The organism is Actinoplanes siamensis, from assembly GCF_016862395.1.
Taxonomy (GTDB): domain Bacteria; phylum Actinomycetota; class Actinomycetes; order Mycobacteriales; family Micromonosporaceae; genus Actinoplanes; species Actinoplanes siamensis.
Genome location: NZ_BOMW01000021.1, coordinates 1 through 19,023 on the forward strand (window position 1 = coordinate 1; position 19,023 = coordinate 19,023).

General features: G+C 71.3%; 17 protein-coding genes. 9 read left to right on the forward strand and 8 right to left on the reverse strand.

Features of this window, described 5'->3' with window-relative positions:
- The coding region (locus Asi03nite_RS11235; protein ID WP_203678753.1) for a hypothetical protein at positions 1-309 on the reverse strand (309 nt) is incomplete at its 3' end.
- A gap of 355 nt (positions 310-664) precedes the next feature.
- Here Asi03nite_RS11235 and Asi03nite_RS11240 point away from each other — a divergent pair.
- Positions 665-892, forward strand: a complete 228-nt coding sequence (locus Asi03nite_RS11240) for a hypothetical protein (protein WP_203679108.1) — start codon at positions 665-667, stop codon at positions 890-892.
- A gap of 84 nt (positions 893-976) precedes the next feature.
- Positions 977-1,348: a DUF6578 domain-containing protein gene (locus Asi03nite_RS11245; protein ID WP_203678756.1), complete on the forward strand. Its 372-nt coding sequence runs from the start codon at positions 977-979 to the stop codon at positions 1,346-1,348.
- 122 nt (positions 1,349-1,470) lie between these two features.
- On the opposite strand, the gene Asi03nite_RS11250 is transcribed toward Asi03nite_RS11245, so the two are convergent.
- On the reverse strand, positions 1,471-2,328 hold the full coding sequence (locus Asi03nite_RS11250) for a helix-turn-helix domain-containing protein (protein WP_203678757.1): 858 nt from the start codon (positions 2,326-2,328) through the stop codon (positions 1,471-1,473).
- A 102-nt stretch (positions 2,329-2,430) separates the two neighbouring features.
- Here Asi03nite_RS11250 and Asi03nite_RS11255 point away from each other — a divergent pair, with 102 nt between their 5' ends.
- A complete protein-coding gene (locus tag Asi03nite_RS11255) occupies positions 2,431-3,417 on the forward strand; it encodes an aldo/keto reductase (protein ID WP_203678759.1) in 987 nt (328 codons plus the stop codon).
- 289 nt (positions 3,418-3,706) lie between these two features.
- On the opposite strand, the gene Asi03nite_RS11260 is transcribed toward Asi03nite_RS11255, so the two are convergent.
- On the reverse strand, positions 3,707-4,801 hold the full coding sequence (locus Asi03nite_RS11260; protein ID WP_203678761.1) for an ROK family transcriptional regulator: 1,095 nt from the start codon (positions 4,799-4,801) through the stop codon (positions 3,707-3,709).
- An 87-nt stretch (positions 4,802-4,888) separates the two neighbouring features.
- Here Asi03nite_RS11260 and Asi03nite_RS11265 point away from each other — a divergent pair, with 87 nt between their 5' ends.
- The 4 genes from Asi03nite_RS11265 (at position 4,889) to Asi03nite_RS11280 (ending at position 9,486) form a co-directional block, all read left to right on the forward strand.
- Positions 4,889-6,163 carry a DUF1479 domain-containing protein gene (locus tag Asi03nite_RS11265; protein WP_239102613.1) on the forward strand — a complete coding sequence of 425 codons (1,275 nt, stop codon included), beginning with the start codon at positions 4,889-4,891 and terminating at the stop codon, positions 6,161-6,163.
- A gap of 494 nt (positions 6,164-6,657) precedes the next feature.
- A complete protein-coding gene (locus Asi03nite_RS11270; protein WP_203678763.1) occupies positions 6,658-7,056 on the forward strand; it encodes an SDR family NAD(P)-dependent oxidoreductase in 399 nt (132 codons plus the stop codon).
- Positions 7,057-7,336: 280 nt separating this feature from the next.
- Positions 7,337-7,987 (forward strand): fasciclin domain-containing protein, encoded by a 651-nt coding sequence (locus Asi03nite_RS11275; RefSeq protein ID WP_203678765.1) that lies wholly within the window; start codon positions 7,337-7,339, stop codon positions 7,985-7,987.
- Complete coding sequence (locus Asi03nite_RS11280) at positions 7,987-9,486, forward strand: molybdopterin-dependent oxidoreductase (RefSeq protein WP_203678767.1); 1,500 nt, start codon at positions 7,987-7,989, stop codon at positions 9,484-9,486. Before Asi03nite_RS11275 ends, Asi03nite_RS11280 begins: the two co-directional genes overlap by 1 nt.
- 111 nt (positions 9,487-9,597) lie before the next feature.
- Here Asi03nite_RS11280 and Asi03nite_RS38480 read toward each other — a convergent pair whose 3' ends face one another.
- Together Asi03nite_RS38480 and Asi03nite_RS11285 are read right to left on the reverse strand one after the other, a co-directional pair.
- Entirely contained in the window at positions 9,598-9,726 is a 129-nt protein-coding gene (locus tag Asi03nite_RS38480; protein ID WP_275409364.1) for a ferredoxin, read from the reverse strand.
- The gene (locus tag Asi03nite_RS11285; RefSeq protein ID WP_203678768.1) at positions 9,723-10,658 is read right to left on the reverse strand and encodes a ferritin family protein; all 936 of its coding nucleotides are present in this window, start codon (positions 10,656-10,658) and stop codon (positions 9,723-9,725) included. Before Asi03nite_RS11285 ends, Asi03nite_RS38480 begins: the two co-directional genes overlap by 4 nt.
- 328 nt (positions 10,659-10,986) lie before the next feature.
- Between Asi03nite_RS11285 and Asi03nite_RS11290 the strand changes: the two genes are divergently transcribed.
- Positions 10,987-11,199: a DUF1918 domain-containing protein gene (locus tag Asi03nite_RS11290; RefSeq protein ID WP_203678769.1), complete on the forward strand. Its 213-nt coding sequence runs from the start codon at positions 10,987-10,989 to the stop codon at positions 11,197-11,199.
- A gap of 226 nt (positions 11,200-11,425) precedes the next feature.
- Here the strand turns inward: Asi03nite_RS11290 and Asi03nite_RS11295 are convergent, their stop codons facing one another.
- The gene (locus tag Asi03nite_RS11295; RefSeq protein ID WP_203678771.1) at positions 11,426-12,493 is read right to left on the reverse strand and encodes a Het-E N-terminal domain-containing protein; all 1,068 of its coding nucleotides are present in this window, start codon (positions 12,491-12,493) and stop codon (positions 11,426-11,428) included.
- A gap of 5 nt (positions 12,494-12,498) precedes the next feature.
- Positions 12,499-15,987, reverse strand: a complete 3,489-nt coding sequence (locus Asi03nite_RS11300) for a P-loop NTPase family protein (RefSeq protein WP_203678772.1) — start codon at positions 15,985-15,987, stop codon at positions 12,499-12,501.
- Between the two features lie 118 nt (positions 15,988-16,105).
- Between Asi03nite_RS11300 and Asi03nite_RS11305 the strand changes: the two genes are divergently transcribed.
- A complete protein-coding gene (locus Asi03nite_RS11305) occupies positions 16,106-18,205 on the forward strand; it encodes a tetratricopeptide repeat protein (RefSeq protein ID WP_203678773.1) in 2,100 nt (699 codons plus the stop codon).
- Positions 18,206-18,369: 164 nt separating this feature from the next.
- Here Asi03nite_RS11305 and Asi03nite_RS11310 read toward each other — a convergent pair whose 3' ends face one another.
- Positions 18,370-19,014 carry a LysE family translocator gene (locus Asi03nite_RS11310; RefSeq protein WP_203678774.1) on the reverse strand — a complete coding sequence of 215 codons (645 nt, stop codon included), beginning with the start codon at positions 19,012-19,014 and terminating at the stop codon, positions 18,370-18,372.
- Positions 19,015-19,023: the final 9 nt, after the last annotated feature.

Here is a 19,023-nt window from a genome sequence, read left to right on the forward strand (position 1 = left end):
CTGGGTGTCCTTGTTCGCCAAGCCCGACTGTGCGTCGATGACACGGTGTCGCGTGGCACCGACGCCGGCGTTGAAGGTGTAGTAGTCGTGGGAGTTGTTCTGGCCGTGGTTGGCCGTGTTCCAAAAGTCCTTGTGTGATTTGTTCCAGTCAGTCGAGTACTCGCTGAAGCAGATCTCACCCACGCTGCAGGGAAGGTCGTTGGCTCCCTGATCAAGGCCGGCTTGTGCCGGGAACGCCGTCAACGCCAGGGCCGCCCCGGACACCGCTGCGGTCACCGAGATTCGAGCCAGGATTTTCCGGTAGATCAAAACTGTCTCCATTAGCGATTGAAGAATGGAGGAAGACGGCTCTGCAGCGCCGCGCCCCCGCTTGAAAGAATATCGATGCCACATCTTCAGAGGCGCCGTCATCGATGTCAGCGACGGAGCTTAGCCCACCATCCGGTTAACCACTCCAGCCCGTGTGACGAATCCAACGCGAACACGGCTGGTGGCCCACTTACCGACCGACATGGGTAAGCAGAGCGAGTCTGGTCAGCGAATATCAGGAGTGCCTCATTTATGACAAACAGGGTGGCGCGGCTGCCCGACGCGACCCGCGCCCCGGCTGCCGCGCTCGGCGTCGCCCTGCGATTCGGGTCAGAGTTGCCGGTGAACGTGCGGCATGAGGCCCCGGCGACCTGCGCGCGGAACGCTCGGCCCCGACGACCGCCGCTACAACTGGCTCCTGCGCGGCCTGCGATGGCAAGGCGAACGCGGCTTCGCGATCCTGATCGGCTGCTGGAAAACGCTGCGTCACACCACCGTCAGCCCGCGCCGGACCGGCGACATCGTCGCCGACGCGCCGCGCCTGACTCACTACGAATACAAATACCTGTCCGGAGCTTGCTGAGATCACTTCACCGAACCCGATCTTGTCGCGGCGGTTCGGAGGGCGGCATCGAGCGCGCCGACGGCGTCCTGCAGACTTCGGTTCATGCAGCTCAAGGTATGGATGGCCGATTGGCAGATGGAGTGTTGCGGCACGCCTTTCCGGAAGAACTCCGAGGTGTCGTGGCGGCTACGACCCGCGACCGACGTCGAGTGGCTCGACACCGTCCTCGGAGATGGCGTTGCTGCGACCATCGATGCCGTCGAGGACCACCACGGCGGCTCGGACGGTCCGCCAACCGTCGCCACCGTTGTCTCGATTGACACGGTGCATTGTCGTTTCGCACCCGAGCCAGTTGCCGGTTCCGGGATCGTTACCGCCGTCGACGAAGCGAAGAGATGGAACAGCGACATGGGCGATCGGCGATTCGCCGGCTTCCTCCTGCGTGTTCGCACCATGGAACCCGACGGCAGGTAGGACCCTTTGCGCATGAGGGGAAGGAGGCTACTCGTTCGCCGCCGACCGCGCGTGGCACCAGTGGTCTGTGCCCCAGCCAGCGGAGCCGGCCCGATGCGTCGATATTCGTACCGGCGAAGGCGTTATCGACCTTCAGCCGTGACCGACTCCGGGAACTCCTCGGTGCCGAGGACCCGCAGCAGCGACAGGCGCTCGCGGGCCTCCTCGTCGGCCGGGGTCAGCACCAGCAGTTGCTGGCCCAGATCCGGGGTGACCAGGGTTTCGCAGTCCATGGTGAGCCGGCCGACCCGTGGGTGCTCGAACGTCTTGCGGTCGCTGCGGCGTACCGCGACCTCGTGTTCCGCCCACAGCCGGGCGAAGTCGGCGCTGGCGGTGCGGAGGGCCGCGATCAGGCCGGTGACCTCCGGGTCGCCTGCCCGTCGGCCAGCCACGGCGCGCAGATCGGCCACGTGCTGCCGGCCGAGCCGTTCGCGTTCCGAATCGGACGCGACGGGGCGCGTGTCCGGTTCGGTGAACCAGCGATAGACCAGGTAGCGGCGGTAGCCGGTGAAACCGGTGTGGTCACCGGCCAGCAGCATCGACGCCCGGTTCTGAGCCAGCACCACGCCCAGGTCGGAGATGACCATAGCCGGGGTGTCACCGAGCAGGTCCAGCATCCGCAGCAGACCCGCCCGCGCCAGCCGGGCGGTGTCGGCGCCCGGCTGCGGCTGGTGCCCGGCCAGGCGGAAGAGGTGGTCCCGTTCGTCGTCGGACAGCCGCAACGCCCGGGCCAGCGCGACCAGCAGTTGCGTCGACGGTTGGCTGCTGCGGCCCTGCTCCAGGCGGACCACGTAGTCCACCGACATGCCGGCCAGCATCGCCACCTCTTCCCGGCGCAGACCGTTGGTGCGGCGGCGCGGTCCGTCGAACAGGCCGACCTCGGCCGGGCGGATCGCCTCCCGGCGGCGGCGCAGGAAATCGGCCAGCGTGTCACGTTCCATGCGACCATGCTCCCTCGCCGGGTGGTCGGGGAGACAGGGAGCGGCGCTCCCACGACAAGCGCTCCGCTCCCGGGCCCGGCGGATCCGGCGCAGGCTGGGGACATGCAGAAACGAACTCTTGGTGAGCACGGTCCGATCGTCTCGGCGCTGGGTCTGGGCGCGATGAGCATGTCCGGTTCGTACGGGCCGGCCGACCGCGGGGAGAGCATCGCCACCGTGCATGCCGCGCTGGACGCCGGCGTGACCCTGATCGACACCGCCGACTTCTACGGCATGGGCCACAACGAGCTGCTGCTCGGCGAGGCGCTGCGCGGGCGGGACCGGGACAGCTATCAGCTCAGTGTCAAATTCGGTCAGCTGGTCGGGCCGGGCATGCGGTTCTCCGGCGCTGACGGGCGGCCCGAGGCGGTCAAGAACTTCCTGTCGTACACGCTGACCCGCCTCGGGGTCGACCACATCGACATCTACCGCCCCGCCCGGGTCGACCCGCAGGTGCCGATCGAGGACACCATCGGCGCGATCAAGGAGCTGATCGAGGCGGGGTACGTCCGGTACGCCGGGCTGTCCGAGGCCGGGGCGGCCACGATCCGCCGGGCCCATGCCGTGCACCCGATCGCCGACCTGCAGATCGAGTACTCGCTGCTGTCGCGGGGGATCGAGGCCGAGGTGCTGCCGACGCTGCGTGATCTCGGCATCGGACTGACCGCGTACGGCGTGCTCAGCCGGGGCCTGCTCAGCGGGCACTGGGCGCCCGGCCGGGACGGCGACCACCGCAACCACAGCCCGCGCTTCTCCGGCGAGAACGCCGCGCACAACCTGGCCCTGGTCGACGCCCTGAGCCGGGCCGCCGAGGCCAAGGGCTGCACGGTCGCCCAGTTGGCGATCGCCTGGGTCGCCGCGCAGGACGAGCGCGTCGTCCCGCTGATCGGCGCCCGCACCCGACAGCGGCTGGCCGAGGCACTCCCGGCGATCGGCCTGGATCTGACCGGCAACGACCTGGCCGAGATCGAGAAGGCGGTGCCGGCCGGGTCAGCCCGTGGAGACCGATACCCGACGGCGTTCATGGCCGCCCTCGAGGTCGGCAACTGAACTACGGGGCCGACCCGAATACGTCGGAGACCGGCGACAGCAGCTTCAGGTAACCCTCGTCACCTGAAGCTGTTCAGGCGGCGCGATCCCGTCTTCTTACTCTCCTGCCGCGATCCGGGTGGTTGCCTCGCGTGCTCATCCGCCGCGAGGCGATCGCTACGGGCCATGACGGGCTCCGGCCCGGTCAGCGCACGACTTCTAGCCGATGAGCGGGCGCCCTGCGGTTGTGGCTCCTCGTGGGACAGCGCGAGACCTGGCGCCTGTGTCGATCCGTAGAGGGCCATTCGGGTCAGTCTTTCGCGGTAATGGCCGACCGTAAGCGACTGAGCGCCTCGGCGCGCACTCCGGCCAGGACCGGCTCACTGGTCAGGCGGGCAGGACGGATGGCAGCCCGGCGCGGCATCCGTGCCGTCGCCGCTCGGATGCTGTCAATCAGAGCCGGCCCCCACGAGCCGCCGACAACAATCTCCAGCGGGTCGGCGAAGGCGACCACGGCGGCGACGACACCGCCAACAGCCTGCCCGATGGCCGCCCGCGTGGCGGCGTCGCCCCCGAGGAGCCGCTCGACGTCGATGGCCGTGGAGCCGTCGCGGCGCAGGCCCAATTCGCCGAAGACCTCGATGAACCGGACCGCCCGCCCACCCGGCCCGAGGGTCAGCACGTGGGCGATCTCGCCGGTCAGCCCGCTGTGGCCACGACGGACCTCGCCGTCGCTGACGACTGCGCAGCCGAGCCCTTCGCCCAGGAACAGGTAGGCGAAGTCGCGGGCGGCGTCCCGTTCCGCGTGCGCTGCCCAGTTCACGTCGTTGTCGACGATGACCGGACCGCCGGCCTGCGGCGCGAGGACGGCGACGGGGTCGAGCTCGCCGAGGAGGAACGGCGAATCGGGCAGATGCACGAGGCGGCCGGTGGCACGGTCCACCGGGTCGGCCGCGCTGACAACGGCGAGCCTGGCCGGTTGCCCGGCGGAGGCGAGGGCCTCGGCGGCAGCGGCCGTCAAAGCCGCTGCGGCCTGGCTCCCGTGGGTGGGCCGGTTGATCCGCCGGATCGCGCGGGCCACGGTGTCGCCGTACACGTCCAGGCATTCCACCACGACACCCTCGGGAGCTATGACGGTCGCCAGCGCCACCCCCACCGCCGGAGCAAGTGAGTAGTACGAGCCCACGCGACCGCGGCCACGGCCACCGGTGGTGCGCTCGCCGGTGTCGGCCACCAAACCGCGATCGGCCAAGCGGCGCACGCTCTCCCCCGCGGTCGGCTTGGAGATACCGATCTCGGCTGCCAATTCGGCACGGGTCAGCCGACGATGGTGCATCAACGCGCGGAGCACGTGCTCGTCGGTGAGGGACCGGACGAGCTCTTGTGAGGGCAAGGGAGGTTCCACACCGCCATTCTAGTCAGGGCCCTTGTCTAGAGAATCGCGGTCCTTTAGAATCTTCCAAGTAAGGAGATCTAACTAGAAGGAGATGCCGTGTCGGCCACCACCGCTCTGCCGCACTGGGAGCAGATTCCCGCTGACCTCAAAGCGGCCACCCGCGAGATCAAGGCCGCGCTGCGGGCTCGGATCAACGCCTCCGGGCGCACGGTCGACGAGGTCTTCGCCGTCGTCGAACGACGTGTTCAAGCCGCCGTCGACGACATCAACGCGGCCCGCCGGCGCGGTGAAAGCGTCTGGCCCGTCATCGACTACGCCGACATCGCGAGTGGCACCGTCACCGCCGATCAACTGGACCTGCTGCACCGCCGCGGCTGCGTCGTCGTGCGCGGCCACTTCGACCGTGACCAGGCGCGGCAGTGGGATCAGGACATCGTCGACTACGTCGAGAGCAACAACTTCTTCGAGGACTACCGGGGTCCCGGCGACGACTTCTTCGGCAGCGTCGGCTCCAGACCCGAGATCTACCCGATCTACTGGTCGCCCGCCCAGATGCAGGCCCGCCAGAGCGACCGTATGGCGAACGTCCAAGCCTTCCTCAACAGGCAGTGGAAGTCCGAGTCCGGCGGCGTCCAGTGGTTCGACCCGAACCGCGACTCGCTCTACCCCGACCGCATCCGCCGCCGCCCCGAGGGCGCGGACTCCGCCGGTCTGGGCACGCACCTCGACCCGGGCACCCTGGACCTCTGGATGACGCAGGCGTACCAGCAGGCGTTCCGGCATCTGTTCGACGGCACCGTCGAGCAGTACGACCCCTGGGACGCCGCCCACCGCACGGCCGGTCCGCAGTACCCCGGCACCACCATGTGCTCGGCATTCCGCACCTTCCAGGGGTGGACCGCGCTGTCCGACATGGATCACGACCAAGGCGTGCTGCACACCGTTCCGATCCCGGAGGCCATGGCGTACCTCATGGTGCGCCCCCTGCTGTCCGACGTGCCCGACGACGACATGTGCGGCGTCACCGTCAACCAGGTCTTCCCCGCCGGTCACAAGTGGCACGCCCCGCTCATGGAGGCACTGACCGGCATCCCCGACGTCCAGGCGGGCGACTCCGTCTGGTGGCACGCCGACATGATCCATAGCGTCGCGGCAGTCGAAAACCAGAAAGGCTGGGGCAACGTCATGTACATCCCCGCCGCCCCCTGGTGCCCCCGCAACGAGAAGTACGCCGCCAACGTCCGCGAGGCGTTCCTGACCGGATCGAGCCCGTCGGACTTCCCCGCCGAGCACTACGAGCGCGAATGGCCCAACCGCTTTCAGTTGGAAGACCTCAACGAGACCGGACGCCGCGGCCTCGGTATCGCTTGAGACCCCGGCACCGTGGTCGGGCCGCGTTTGACGTCCGCCAGGCGTCCGTCTGCCGCAAGTCGTGCGCGGCGGCCGACGTGGTCGTCACGCTTCGTCCGACTTGGTCCTCGGTCGCCGACCGAGTGCGGGCCGCCGTCATGACCGACTGTCGTCGCACCGATCGCGGCAGGCCCGTGCACCAGATCTCGGCGACGGGCTGGCCGGCGCACAGTGTGCTGCAGGTGAATCGTCAGCCGGCCCGGCGCATCGTGGCGTGTCCGTGTCCGACCATGCCGACGAGGACATGCGCGGTTTCTCGGCCTCGTTCGCGGACGCCCACGCGCGTGAGCATGTCGCGACCTTCCTGGCGTTTTCGCCGTCGACGCGGTATGGGTGACCAGCCGTGGGGTCTGATACCGAGGCAGGAAAATGTCGACTCCGGCAAGCGCCTGCTGATCCCCGCGGGCCAGAACACCGTCCGGACCTGAAGGCCACCGCAGGAGGCTGTACCCGCCATGCTGACTCCACCATCGTTCGTCGTCACCGGGGGCGCCCACGGCATCGGCCGAGCCATCGCCGAACGCCTGGCCGGCGACGGTAGCGTCGTCATCCTTGACATGGCCGACCAGCTGGACTGGACGAATGAACGGGTCACTCTGATCACCGGCGATGCTCGTGACGTGGCGACGACGCAACGAGCGGCGGCAATCGCCGAGTCCACCGGCCCGCTCGCCGGATGGGTCAACAACGCCGCAGTCTTCGACGTGGCACGTTTCGGAGACGCGTCGGCATCCCAGATCCTTGACCTCATCACCGTGAATCTGGCGATGGCTGTGGTCGGATGCCACACCGCAGTCAACCCACGCATAGTTGGTCGAAGCCGGGACCCTCGACGACGCACCTTCGGCCGGTAGCGGCGTACTCGGTGAGTGCTGCGGAGGTTTCTGGCGGTCAAACCCATCCGATGATCCTTCGGCTCCGAATCCTCGCGAGAGCATCGGACGCGGCGAGGGATGGTTCGTTGATGGCGGGGCGCAGCATGATCCCTGGTCGGTGTCCCGGTCGAACCGCCCGGCGGATCCCGCGAGCCCGCGCTGATGGTGGCCGGCGTGAAAACAATCTGAGATTCCACCAATCCGCGGCACGGTCGGCGCCGAATCATCGGTGCAAGTCCCAATAAAGAGGAGCAGATCGATGCGTGCAACGAAGCTCACCGCCCTGACCGCCGCGACCGTGTTCGCGATTTCCCTGTCCGCCTGTGGCAGTGACTCCGACGACAGCAACAGCGGCGGGACGACGGCTGCGGCGCCGACGATGACCTCGGCGGTGCCCAGCACGGCCCCGGGCATCGGCGGCACGGACATGGTCAACTTCGGCCCGGGGTGTGCGGCGGTGCCGACCGACCCGGCCAACGCCGGCAGTTTCGAGGCGATGGGCAAGGTGCCGGTGGCCACCGCCGCGTCCGGCAACCCGCTGCTGTCCACCCTGGTCACCGCGGTGAAGAAGGCCGGTCTGGTCGACTCGCTGAACTCGGCCGACGGGGTCACCGTGTTCGCGCCGACCAACGACGCGTTCGCCAAGATCCCGAAGGCCACCCTGGACAAGGTCCTCGCCGACAAGAAGACACTGACCAGCATCCTCACCTACCACGTGGTGCCCGGCAAGCTCACCCCGGCGGACCTGGCCGGCACCCACAAGACGCTGCAGGGCCAGGAGCTGACCGTGACCGGCAGCGGCGAGAACTTCAAGGTCGGCACCGACAGCGCCTCGGTGGTCTGCGGCAACGTGCAGACGGCCAACGCCAACGTATACATCATCGACTCCGTCCTGATGCCGAAGAGCTGATGAGCCGGCTGCGCGGGGCGATCAGTGGGATCGTCGCGGCGGGCACCGGGATCGCGGCCGCGGAACTGCTCGCGGCCGCGGTCCGGCCCGGTGCGGGCCCGCTGGTCGCGGTGGGTGGCACGGTGATCGACGCCACCCCCACCCCGATCAAAGAATTCGCGGTACGGGAGTGGGGCACCCACGACAAGCCGGTCCTGCTCAGCGTGATCGGCGTCGTGCTGGTCCTGCTCACCGTAACCACCGGTATCGCGGCGACGAGGTGGCGGGCAGCGATACCGGTGGGAACGGGAGTACTCGGTGTGGCGGGGGCGGCCGCCGCACTGTGCCGACCGGCCGGGACCGTGCTGGACGCGGTCCCGGCCGCGTTCGGGGCGGCACTGGCCGGACTGGCGCTGTGGTGGCTGCTGCGCGAACGGCGGGACGCTGCTGACGCCGTACGGGAAAACGGGGTTGATCGTCGGTTGGTTCTTCGCCTGTCGTTGCTGGCGGCCGGCGCCGGTGCGGCGGAGGCCGCGGGTCTGGCCGTTTCCGGTCAGCGCGAGAATGCGGCCGGCAAGTCCCGGGAGGCGATCCGTCTCCCCGCGGCCGCAGATCCGGCGAAGCCGCTGCCAAACGGGATCGCAGCGGACTTCACCACACCGAGCGCGAACTTCTACCGCGTCGACACCGCCCTGACCGTGCCCCGCGTCGATCCGTCGACCTGGCGGCTGAAGATCCACGGGATGGTCGACCGGGAGATCGAGTTGTCGTTCACGGAGCTGCTGCGCCGGCCGCTGATCGAGCGTGACATCACCCTCAACTGCGTGTCCAACGAGGTCGGCGGCCCCTACATCGGCACCGCGCGGTGGCTCGGCGTCCCGCTCGCGGCGCTGTTGAAGGAGGCCGGGGTGCAGGCTGGCGCGGACCAGATCGTGGCCCGCTCGGTCGAGGGGATGACGATCGGCACGCCGGTCGCCACCGGCCTCGACGGCCGCGACACGATGCTCGCGGTCGGCATGAACGGTGAGCCGCTGCCCCTCGAGCACGGCTTCCCAGTCCGGATGCTGACGCCGGGACTGTACGGGTATGCGGGCGCCTGCAAGTGGGTGACCGAGCTGGAGCTGACCACTTTTGATCGGTTCGACGCCTACTGGGTCGAACGCGGCTGGGACACTGAGGGAACCGTGAAGACCGCCTCACGCATCGACAAGCCGAAGCCGTTCGCCCGGATGGCGGCCGGGACGGTGACCGTGGCCGGGGTGGCCTGGGCACAGCGGCGCGGCATCGAGACCGTCGAGATCAGCGTCGACGGCGGCCCCTGGCAGCCGGCCGAACTGCTGCCCACCGCCTCGATCGACACCTGGACGCAATGGCGGTTGAGCTGGAAGGCGACCGCCGGGCCGCACTCGCTGGCGGTGCGCGCCACCGACAAGAGCGGTGCGGTGCAGCCGGAGACCCGAGCCACGCCGTTCCCGGACGGCGCAACCGGATGGCACACGATCAGCGTCACCGTGGGTTGAGCGAAGGCGATACGCCAGTGACCATCTGACCGCAAGCGCTGCTCCGCGGCGGATGACGGACACCCGCCGCCGTGGACCGTCGCGGCGGGTGTCTCGCGGCAGGACGTGCCGTCAGTCCTCGACGAGGATGGCCGGCGCCGGGCACAACACGGCGGCCTGCCGGACGTCCTCGGCCTGGTCGCCGCCGTGCTCGGCGGTGCGCAGGAGGGCGATGCCGTCCTCGAAGCCGAAGGCGTTCACCTGCAGCTCAGCGCGGCGGCAAACTGGCCGGCGTGCCTCGCCTCGTCCTGGGCGAACTCGTCGAACAGCCGTGCGGCCAGGTCATGGTTGCGCACCGCCCGGTCACGATATCGGGGGTACGTGATCGTCGCCTCGTCCCGCTCACCGGCCAGCGCGGTGCGCAGGTTGTCCTCCGTCGGCCCGACCAGCCCGGCGAGCCTCGCCTCCTCCACGAAGTGCTCGTTGTGCTCCTGGCTGCCCACGTCCGCGAAGAGCCGGGCCAGCCGCGGCCGGCCGGACCGCTGGGCGTGCTCGGAGTACAGGGCGTACTGCACACCGGCGAACGCCTCGCCGTGCATCGCGTCCAGCAGGTTGGCCTGTGTCCGGCCGGTGCAGCGGGCGGGCCCTGCCGGGATGGCGGCGGCCGGCACCCGTTCACCCACCGGGAACCGTTGATCGGCGTCCGGATCGGTGATCGCGTCCCGGGCCGCCGTGTACCACGTCGCGTGGCGCTGCTCGTCGTGGCTGATCTCGGTGAACACCTTTGCCGCCGCGGCGCAGCCGTCGCGCCGCGCCTGCCGGGCGTACGCCGGGTACATCTCGGTCGCCTCGTAGTGCTCCCCGGTGATGGCCGTGGTGAGGTTGTCGGCGTCGCTGCCCACCAGGCCGGCGAGCCGCGCCAGCTCGGCGAAATGCTCGTAGCGTTCCTGATGTGCGGTCTCCCGGAACAGCCGGGCCGCCGTCTCCGAGCCGGCGGCCGCCGCCTGCGCCGCATAGGCGCGGTAGACCCGGTAGTCATAGGCTTCGCCGTGCAGCGCCGCCAGCACATCGGCCCGGGTGCTGGACTCGCCGCGGGCCGGCCCCTGTCCGGCACCGGCCTCGGACGCCGCCGCGGGCGTCTGGACCGTCATCACGACGGCCAGGCCGACGCTGAGCGCAGTGCGTGCGCGCATGGAAACCTCCCCCTTCCAAGAATTGTTCGCGACGCCATATTGCACCATTACGATCAGCCCCGGGCGCCATTTCCGCCCATTCGAATACTCAGACACGACTTGATTCCCGCGCCATTTCCTCAGGCCGGGAGAAGCCGTGCCCGCCGGCAACGGCACATCGGGCCATCTGGGACCCAAGACCCTGATGTTCCTGGTCCGCGGGTGCGAGAATCGAGCTGATCAGGAGCGGGCCGAACCGGATGAGCGAGGCTCACACGCGAGTGGGACGCACCGAATGGTCGGACCGCCCGTGCCGGAATCCCGCGCGGAACAGACGGGAGAAAACGCCATGAAAGCCCACATCGGCGACCGCATCGTCGTCGCGGGAGTCCACGTCGGCATCGAGAACCGGGTCGGCGTCATCACCGGTATCGACCATCCCGACGGCAGTCCGCCGTACACCGTGAAGTGGATCAACGACGACCACACCACACTCTTCTACCCCGGGCCGGAGAGTTGGATCGAGCCCAGTCACAGCGACGCGGCCACCACCGTGCCCTGATCCCGGCCACCGGTCCGACGCCCGACGCGGGAAGGCGGTGATGGCGATGACCATCAACTGAGCGAGGCGCAGCGGGCGGCGTACTGCGGGTCCACGTGCCGGCCGCCGGTGCGATCCGTACAGGTCCAGGCGGTCACGGTCGCGACTGTCGGCGTTCCGGGACGTGCGCCCGTAGAGCGTGCTGGCGGCCCCGGCATGCCGGGGCCCGGGTTTGCTCAGCGCGCCCTCACGACTGGACGCCGCCGAAAGTGATCGGTCCGTGGATCGTGTGGGCCTGGATGGCGGCTCCCTGGATCTGCGCGCTCCCGGCGATGGTGTTGTGGACGGCGCCGGTCTCGGGTGCCCGCCCGGCGAGCGGGCCGGCGTGGTCGAGCCAGCTTCGCAGCCAGTCCGCCGTGCGGTCGTCGGAGGCGGCGGCGTCCTCAAGGACCCGGCCGAGCACCTCCCCGACGGCGGTGCTCTGCGGCTGCTCGTCGAGGGCCCGCACGGCGGTGCACGGCCCTGAGTCGCGACCGAACCGGTCGCGCACGAAGGTGGACAGGGAAGCCCAAGCCTGTTTGCCGGCCTCGCCGGCGGCGCCGCTCGCCAGCGGTACCACGGTGGCCGCGACTACGCCGGCCGTGATCGGATCCATCGACACCTCCAGTGACTCACCTGCTCCCGACAGTAACCGCTGGCGGCCAGGGCCGGGCGGTGGCTGCCGGCGGCGGGCGCGTTCGGCGGCGAGGTGATCCGCCCGGCGGTGCGGCATGCCCGGGAAGGGCGCCTCCGGGTACGGGGGCAGGTCCACCTGCACCTTCCCCGCCGGCCGCGGGTACCGGGGCTGGTTCAGCAGCCAGCGCAGCACGAGGGTCGCCTCGGGATCGTCGACGGTGCGGCGCTGGACGCGGGACAGATCGGCCGGGACCGGTGCGTGCGCGCCGACGGGCAGCTCCACGATGAGGACCTTGCTCTGGAAATCGGCCTGGTTCGTGTCGAACAGGCCGTGCAGCGCGTCGCACTCGCGAACCGCCCCGGCGCCCTCGTCCGGCGGGTTGCGGCCGGACCAGCGGTCCCACAGGGGTGCGCTGCTGATCATGATGACCGTGTCGGCCCAGGTGATCCGGTCCGGCCCCCAGCGGGTGAAGTCGATCGCCCGATCCTCGCTGTGGAACAGGTCGATCTCCACTTCGAGGCCGTCGACCCGGTCGAGTGCCCGGGCGAAGGCGAGCACCGCCGCACGGTAGCGGTCCTGTTCTCCGGCGCTCCAGCGCGGGTCGCGGTGCGCCCACACGATGAAGACCCGGTGCGGCATCGTGCTCACCTCCAGATCGGCGCGGTCACGACGGTGCGCAGCGTCTCGGGGTCGTCGTCGGCGATGGCCGCCGCCGCGGCCCGGGCCAGAGTCCACGGATGGTCCGGACCGTAGAGCGCCGCGCTGCTGTCCGCCGCCTCCCGGAGCAGGACACCGGCGTCGGCAGCGCCGGCCAGGGCCGCGAGCCGGCCGATGTTCGCCCGCCAGCAGAGCTCTTCGCCGGCGGACGGTTCGACGACGTCGTCCGCGAGCAGGTGCCGCAGACGGTCCGCCTCCCAGCCGGGCCGGGCCGGATCCACCGGCGGCTGGCCGTGCTGCCGGAGGTCCTCGGCGAACCCGCCGGCCCCCGGCCGCGTCAGCGAGTCCAGCGTGGTCAGCAGAACACGCCCGGCGCCGGTCCGCAGCGGACGTGGGCGCCGGGCGGTGTCCCGGCGCAGCAACGCGAGGCGGGCGCCGGACAGCTGGGTCAGCGGGTGGCCGGGGCCGAGAGCCCGGGTGGAGTACCGGACGGCCTTCGCCGCGGACCCGACGTCGTCCGGCCCGGCCGTGGCCGGGTCGGCCAGGCGCCAGGCGGCAAGGGCGTCCCGGGCCATCGCGGCATGGGCGGTGTCCGCGCCGAAGAGCCGTTCCACCGCGGCGGCCAGACCGTGGACCGTCTCCGGCGGCTGCGCCGCGAGGCCGGTGAGCCACGCCGCCCGCAGCCGGTGGACGGTGGCCCAGGCGGACTCGGGTCCGCTCTCCGCCTGGCAGGCCGCCAGATCGAGGAGGACCCCCTGGTGGGCGGCCCGCCGGTCGCCGCGGGCCAGCTGCAGCTCGGCCAGGGCCAGCCGCCGGACCAGGGTCTCCCGGTCCTCGGGTCCGAGTCGGTCCCGCAGGGTCTGCCAGGAACCGTGGACGAGGGCGAACCCCTCGTCGGTGGCACCGAGGTCGTAGGTCACCAGCCCGAGGTTGCACTGTGCGATCACGACGTTCGTGCTCTGCGCCGGCGACCGGTCGAGCAGCCAGTGCAGGCCGTCGTTCAGCCGCCGGTACGCGGACCGCAGCCGCCAGGTCAGATGTTCGGTCCGTGCCACGTTGTTGTCGATGTTGTACAGCACCTCGGGACCCTGCGACCTCTTCCGGGCCAGGTCCGCGGCGGCGCTGAACTCCACCACGCCGCGGTCGTACCGGCCGGTGTCGAGCAGCAGCAGCGCGCGGTCGTTGAGCAGTTCGGCGTACTTGCTCCCGGCTGCGCCGCCGGGGAAGGACAGCAGGTGACGGATGGCCGTGTCGTACACCTTCGCGGACTCCGGGAACCGCTCCCTGAGTTCGAGGATGTAGCCGAGATTGTCGCCGATCTCCACCCGGATCACCGCCGGCCAGGGGACGGCGTCCGGGCCGGCGGCTTCGCGGGTCCGGCGCGGAAGGAGCGTCAGGGCCCTGCGGGCGTACGCCTCGGCCTTCGCCAGATCCACGTCCATGAGCAGCGCGTCCGTCTCGTTGAGCCATCGTGCCGCCGAGATCCGCGCGTCGGCGCCCGCGACGTCGCCGAGCCGCTCCGCGGGTAGCACCAGAGCCGGGTCGAGGTCGTCGAACGCGTCGATCACCTCGGCGGACACTCCGGGCACGGCAGCCGCGGCGACCTCGTCGCCGTGCATCGCCAGCGCCAGCAGGGCGACCCGGTAGGCGTCGCGGGCCGCGCCACGCTCGTGCAGGTACGCCCGGGGCAGCCAGAGCGCGTGATTCGCCAGAGCGCGCAAGCGGTCGGGGGCGACGCTGCCGGGGCGCTGCCGGGAGCCGTCGAGGACCAGGTGACAGGCCGCCACGGCGACCGCGGACAATGCCATGACGCGAGACCAGAGATCGGCGTCGTTGACGTCCTCGTCGCCCAGCAGGCGCCCGGCCACGGCGGCCACCATCAGCGCGACCCGGGCCGCTTCCGGACCGGCCTCGTCGCGAACCGCGCCGGCCAGCAACGGATGGACCAGCAGCGTCTCCTCGTCGGCGCCGGTCCGGATCAGGGCCTGGGCCCGCAGTTCGGCGACGGCGGCGTCACGGCGTCCGGTGTCGGCGCACACCGCGACGGCGGGGTCGTCGCCGTAGTCCCGACCCAGTCCGGTCAGCAGCTCACCGGAAACGGGGGCGGGCTGCGCGCAGGACAGGATACGCAGCAGCGCCAGCGCATCCGGATGGCCGTCCCGCAGAGCCGCCAGGCGGATCCGCCAGGCCTGGTCGAGAGCGGCCGCTCCGGTGGCGGGCGCGTCGCCGTGGCGATCCAGCCAGCCGCGCAGGGACAACCCGTCGACGACGGCGGCCGCCGCCTGCTCGAGCGCCAGCGGGAAGCCGCCGAGCCGGCGGGTGACCTCGGCGGCCAGCCGCTCGTCCTCGGCGCCGGTACGGGCGAGCAGGAACTCGATGCCGTCCGGCTCGGACAGCGGCTCCAGCTCGACGGTGGCGGCTTCGGCGCGCCAGCGGACCGACGGCGAGGTGACGAGCACGTGAACACCGGGAATCGAGGGCAGCGAGGCGGCGAACGCGGCCGGCTCCGGGGCGTCGTCCACCACGATCAGAGCCGGTCGTCGTTCGCCGAGCGCCTGCCAGAGGTCGTCCGGGCCGGCGCCGTCGACGCCGAGGCGTTCGGTGAGCAGGGCGACCGACGAGCGCCAGGTGGTGGAGTTGGTGGCGGACAGCCAGCCGACGACGGTGTAGCCGTCCGCCAGGTGGCCGCACATCCGTACCGCGAGCGAGGTCTTGCCCATCCCGGATCCGGCCACCAGGGCGACCCGGCGTGCCGTGGTCCGGTCGGCGAGCAGCTGGGAGAGCCGGTCGACGAGGCCGCGGCGGGTGCGTTCCTCGGCGGGGTTGCCCCGCCCGGGGACGGCGATGACCCGGCCCGGCCCGGCCGGCGTCGCCGCCTGGGCCGGCGTCGCCAGGTCCACCGCCCGCGGCCAGCCGGCCAGCACCTGGTCGGCGCGTTGGACAGCGGCCGCCAGGACGGCGGGGTCCTCGACGCGTACTGTCAGCAGGCCCGCCACCTCGGCCGGCCGGGGCACCCGCAGCCGGCGCAAGCGGGCGTGCACCTGGCGCCGGCGTTCGGCCGTCGCGCCGGTGCCGTGCATCGCGGCTAGCACCGCGCGGGCGCGGGTGTGCCGGTCACCGCGGATCACCTCGGCCGCGAACCGGTCACCGTCGAGGGTGACCGCGGCCCGGCGGGCCAGCGTCCGCAGATCGGCGAGCAAGTCGAGCTGACCGGTGGACTCGTCGCGGGGCAGCAGGAGCAGCGTGGCATCCTCCGGCACCTCGGGATCGAGCAGCGCGGCGATCTCCGCCGCCCTCCCGTCGCGCAGGCAGCGGGCCAGCATCCGCCCGCCGCCCGCCGTCGCGTCCAGCCGCACCCGCGGATCCGTGCCGAAAGGCTCGATCCGGACCAGAGCGGGCGGCGCGGCCATGCCCAGCACCGGCATGCCGGCCGTCACCCCGGCGATCGCCACCCGGACCAGCTTTCCCGAGTTCACCGCATCCACGTCGGCCCCTTCGCACGCGCAGATCATGACCACTCACCGCGATGGCGGGTTCCACCACGGGGCTTGTCCGACGAGAATGCAACGACATGCCACGTATCGGGGGCTGCCGATGACCGGATCCACCGACAACTCCATGGACGGCACCGCCCACATCGTCGTTCAGGCGGGTAGCTTACGCGGCGGAGTCCATTTCGCCTCGTCGTCCGAGCAGCCGCCGCCGCTCCCGCGTCAGCTGCCGGCCCGGCCGTGGCTGCTGGTCGGCCGAGACGGCGAGATCGCCGCACTGGACGATGTCACCCGCACAGGCGATCTCTTCGTGGCGGTGATCGACGGTCCTGGGGGGATCGGGAAGACCACGCTCGCGCTCGAATGGGCATATCGGAACCTGAACCGGTTCCCGGACGGGCAACTCTTCGCCGACCTCGGCGGATTCGGGGCCGCAGAGCCGGGCCCACCCCCGCTCACGGTGCTCAGCGGTTTCCTGGCCGCCCTCGGCGTTCCGGCCGGCGCGGTCCCCGCCGACCTCGGCGCGGCCTCGGCGCTGTTCCGGAGCCAGCTCGTCGGCAGACGTGTGCTCGTCGTCCTGGACAACGCCGCCGACGCGGAACAGGTCGTCCCGCTGCTGCCTGCCGCGGCGCCCTCCGCGGTCATCGTGACCAGCCGCAACCACCTTGCCGGCCTGGGCGCCGGACGGGTCCGCCGGATCCGGCTCGGCGTCCTGGACCGGGCCGGATCGGCGGCGCTGCTCACCGGGAACCTCGACGAGCCGGTGGCCGGGGTGGAACCGGCGGCCCTCGACGGCCTGATCGACCACTGCGGCGGCCTGCCACTGGCCCTGTCCATCGTCGCTGCCCGGGCATCCCGGCACCCCGGGCATCCGCTGTCCGCGATGATCGACGAGCTCGGCGCGACGGAGGCGCACCTGAGCGGCTTCGACGCCGGCACGGAGGCCATGCGCCTGCGGTCGGTCTTCTCCTGGTCGACCTCCCGGCTCACCGCGCCGCAGGCCCGGGCGTTCCGGCTGGTCGGCACGGCGCCTGTCGCCCAGCTCGGGCAGCACGCCGCCGCGAGCCTGCTGGGCCTCGCGCCGCGCGGGGCCACCGCGCTGCTGGACGAACTGGAGAGGGCCAACCTGGTGGAGGAGCCGAGCCCGCGCCGTTATTTGATGCACGCCCTGCTACGGCGGCACGCCGGGGAACTCGCCGAGGAGGACGAGCCGGAGGCGGAACGCGTCACCGCCGTGCGGCGGCTGGCCGACTCCTACCTGCACACCGCCCACGAGGCGGACCGGCTGCTGTTTCCCTACCGCACGCCGGTGACGTTGGACCACCCGGCTCCCGGGGTGAGCACGACGCCCCTGCCCGACGAGTCCGCGGCCCTGGCCTGGTTCACCACCGAGTACGGTCAGTTGCTCGCCATCCAGCGGCACGCCGGACAGCACGGCTGGTGGCGCCACGTCTGGCTGCTGGCCCGCGTGCTGGACACCTACCAGTACCGCTGGGCGCTGCTGCGCGACAGCGTGGACACCTCGCGCCGGGGCGCCGACGCCGCCCACGCCCTGGCGGACCCGCATGCGATCACCCTGGCGGAGCGGCAGCTCGGCCGAGCGCTGACCCACGCCGGGCAGTACGACGACGCGCGCCGTCACCTGGACCTGGCCCTGCACACCGCCACCGGCCGCGACGACCGGCTCGCCGTGGCGCACACCCATCACGACCTGGCGCGCCTGTCGTCCCTCGCCGGCGACCACGACACCGCCCTGCGCCATGCCCGCGAGGCGCTGCGTCTCTACCGCGACTGCGGTGACCCGGTCGGCGAGGCCCACGCGTTGAACCGGACCGCTCGCCAGCTCGCCGAACTGGGCCAGCACCGGGACGCCCGATCAGCCGCCCGGCAGGCTCTCGCCCTGCACGAGCGGAACCACGACCCGGCCGGGTCCGCGGCCACCCTCGACAACCTGGGCCACATCGCCCGGCTGATGAACCGGCCCGGCGAGGCCGTCGGGCACTACTCGCGCGCGCTCGCGATCGGGGACGGCGCTGCCAACCCGTACCTCGAAGCCGCCATGGCCGAACACCTCGGCGATGCCCATGCCGCCGCGGGCGACCGGCACCGGGCGGACGAGGCCTGGCGGCGGGCGCTGAGGCTCTACGAGGCGCAGTTCCGTACGACGGAAGCCGGTCGCGTCGCCGCGCGGCTCCGCTCCTGAGCCGGTCGGCGGCAGCGGGCCGGGGAACCGGCCGGAGATGACGTCCGGTCACGTGTCAGCGGGCGCCGACGCTCGTTGAGTCGCGTCGATTGAAGCTGGGATCGGGTGGTCCGGTTCCTGGAATCAATGGCGGGCACGCTTGCAGGTCCCAGCGTTCATCGGTGTCAGCGAGCCTGGCCGCCAACAGCTACCGAGACGCCCAGGCCGATCATCGACGCGCCGCCAGCCCTTGCGGCCACGACCAGGCGTCGTGGTGAGCGAGCGAACCAGCCGCGTGCCGCATCGGCGGCTAGGCCCCACACGCTGTCGGTCAGTAGACCGACCAACACCGGCACCAGGGCCAAGGCCAGGAGCTGCACGGGGACGTCGCTGGCCGCCCGGTCGACGAACTGCGGCAGGACCGCGGCAAGGATGATGAACGCTTTGGGATTGGTGATACCGACGAGCGTTCCGGCGCGTACGGCGTGCCACCGCGACAGTGGGGTGCCCGCCGCAGCTGTGGTGTCGGGTGTGGCGGCGTGGCGGGCGTGGCGCCATGCCTGAACGCCGAGCCAGATCAGGTACGCGGCGCCGGCCCACCGCACGGCCGTGAACAGCATCGTCGAGCGCTCGAGCAGTGGCCCGAGACCGAAAGCGACGCATGCTGCGACCAGATAGGTCCCAAGACTGTTACCGGCGGCAGTGGCGAGTGCCGTGGCACGGCCGTAAGTGAGCGCACGCCCGACGACGAAGAGCACGCTCGGTCCAGGCACCACGATGAGCAGCACGCACGCGAGCCCGAGGGCGATAATTTGGTCAAGGCCAACCACGACGTCAAC